A 530-nucleotide genomic window follows, 5' to 3' on the forward strand; every position below is an offset into this window, starting at 1 on the left:
ATACCGATTTTCTTCAGGGCGTCCCAGGTCTTGATCAGGTCATCGCTGAGGAATGCCACGTGCTGAATGCCTTCGCCATTGAACTGCATAAGGAATTCTTCGATCTGCCCTGCGCCCTTGGACGATTCTTCGTTCAACGGAATGCGGATCATGCCGTCCGGGGCGGTCATGGCCTTGGAGGTCAGGCCGGTGTATTCGCCCTTGATATCGAAATAACGAATGTCACGGAAGTTGAACAGCTTCTCGTAGAAGTTGGCCCAATACGCCATACGGCCGCTGTACACGTTATGGGTCATGTGATCGATGATCTTCAGCCCCGCCCCCACCGGGTGGCGGTCTACACCTTCGATAAAGACAAAATCAATGTCGTAGATCGAGCTGCCTTCGCCGTAACGGTCAATCAGGTACAGCGGCGCGCCGCCAATGCCTTTGATGGCTGGCAGGTTCAGTTCCATTGGTCCGGTAGGGATATGCACCGGTTGTGCGCCCAGTTCCAGCGCGCGGTTGTAGGCTTGTTGAGCGTTGCGCAC

1 protein-coding gene is annotated in these 530 nt (G+C 55.5%); it reads right to left on the reverse strand.

Features of this window, described 5'->3' with window-relative positions; all coding sequences use genetic code 11:
• On the reverse strand, positions 1-530 hold a 530-nt coding region (locus tag HBO23_RS33595), incomplete at both ends, for a VOC family protein (RefSeq protein WP_170040995.1).

Source organism: Pseudomonas sp. WS 5532 (assembly GCF_012985445.1).
In the GTDB taxonomy this organism is placed as follows: Bacteria; Pseudomonadota; Gammaproteobacteria; order Pseudomonadales; family Pseudomonadaceae; genus Aquipseudomonas; species Aquipseudomonas edaphica.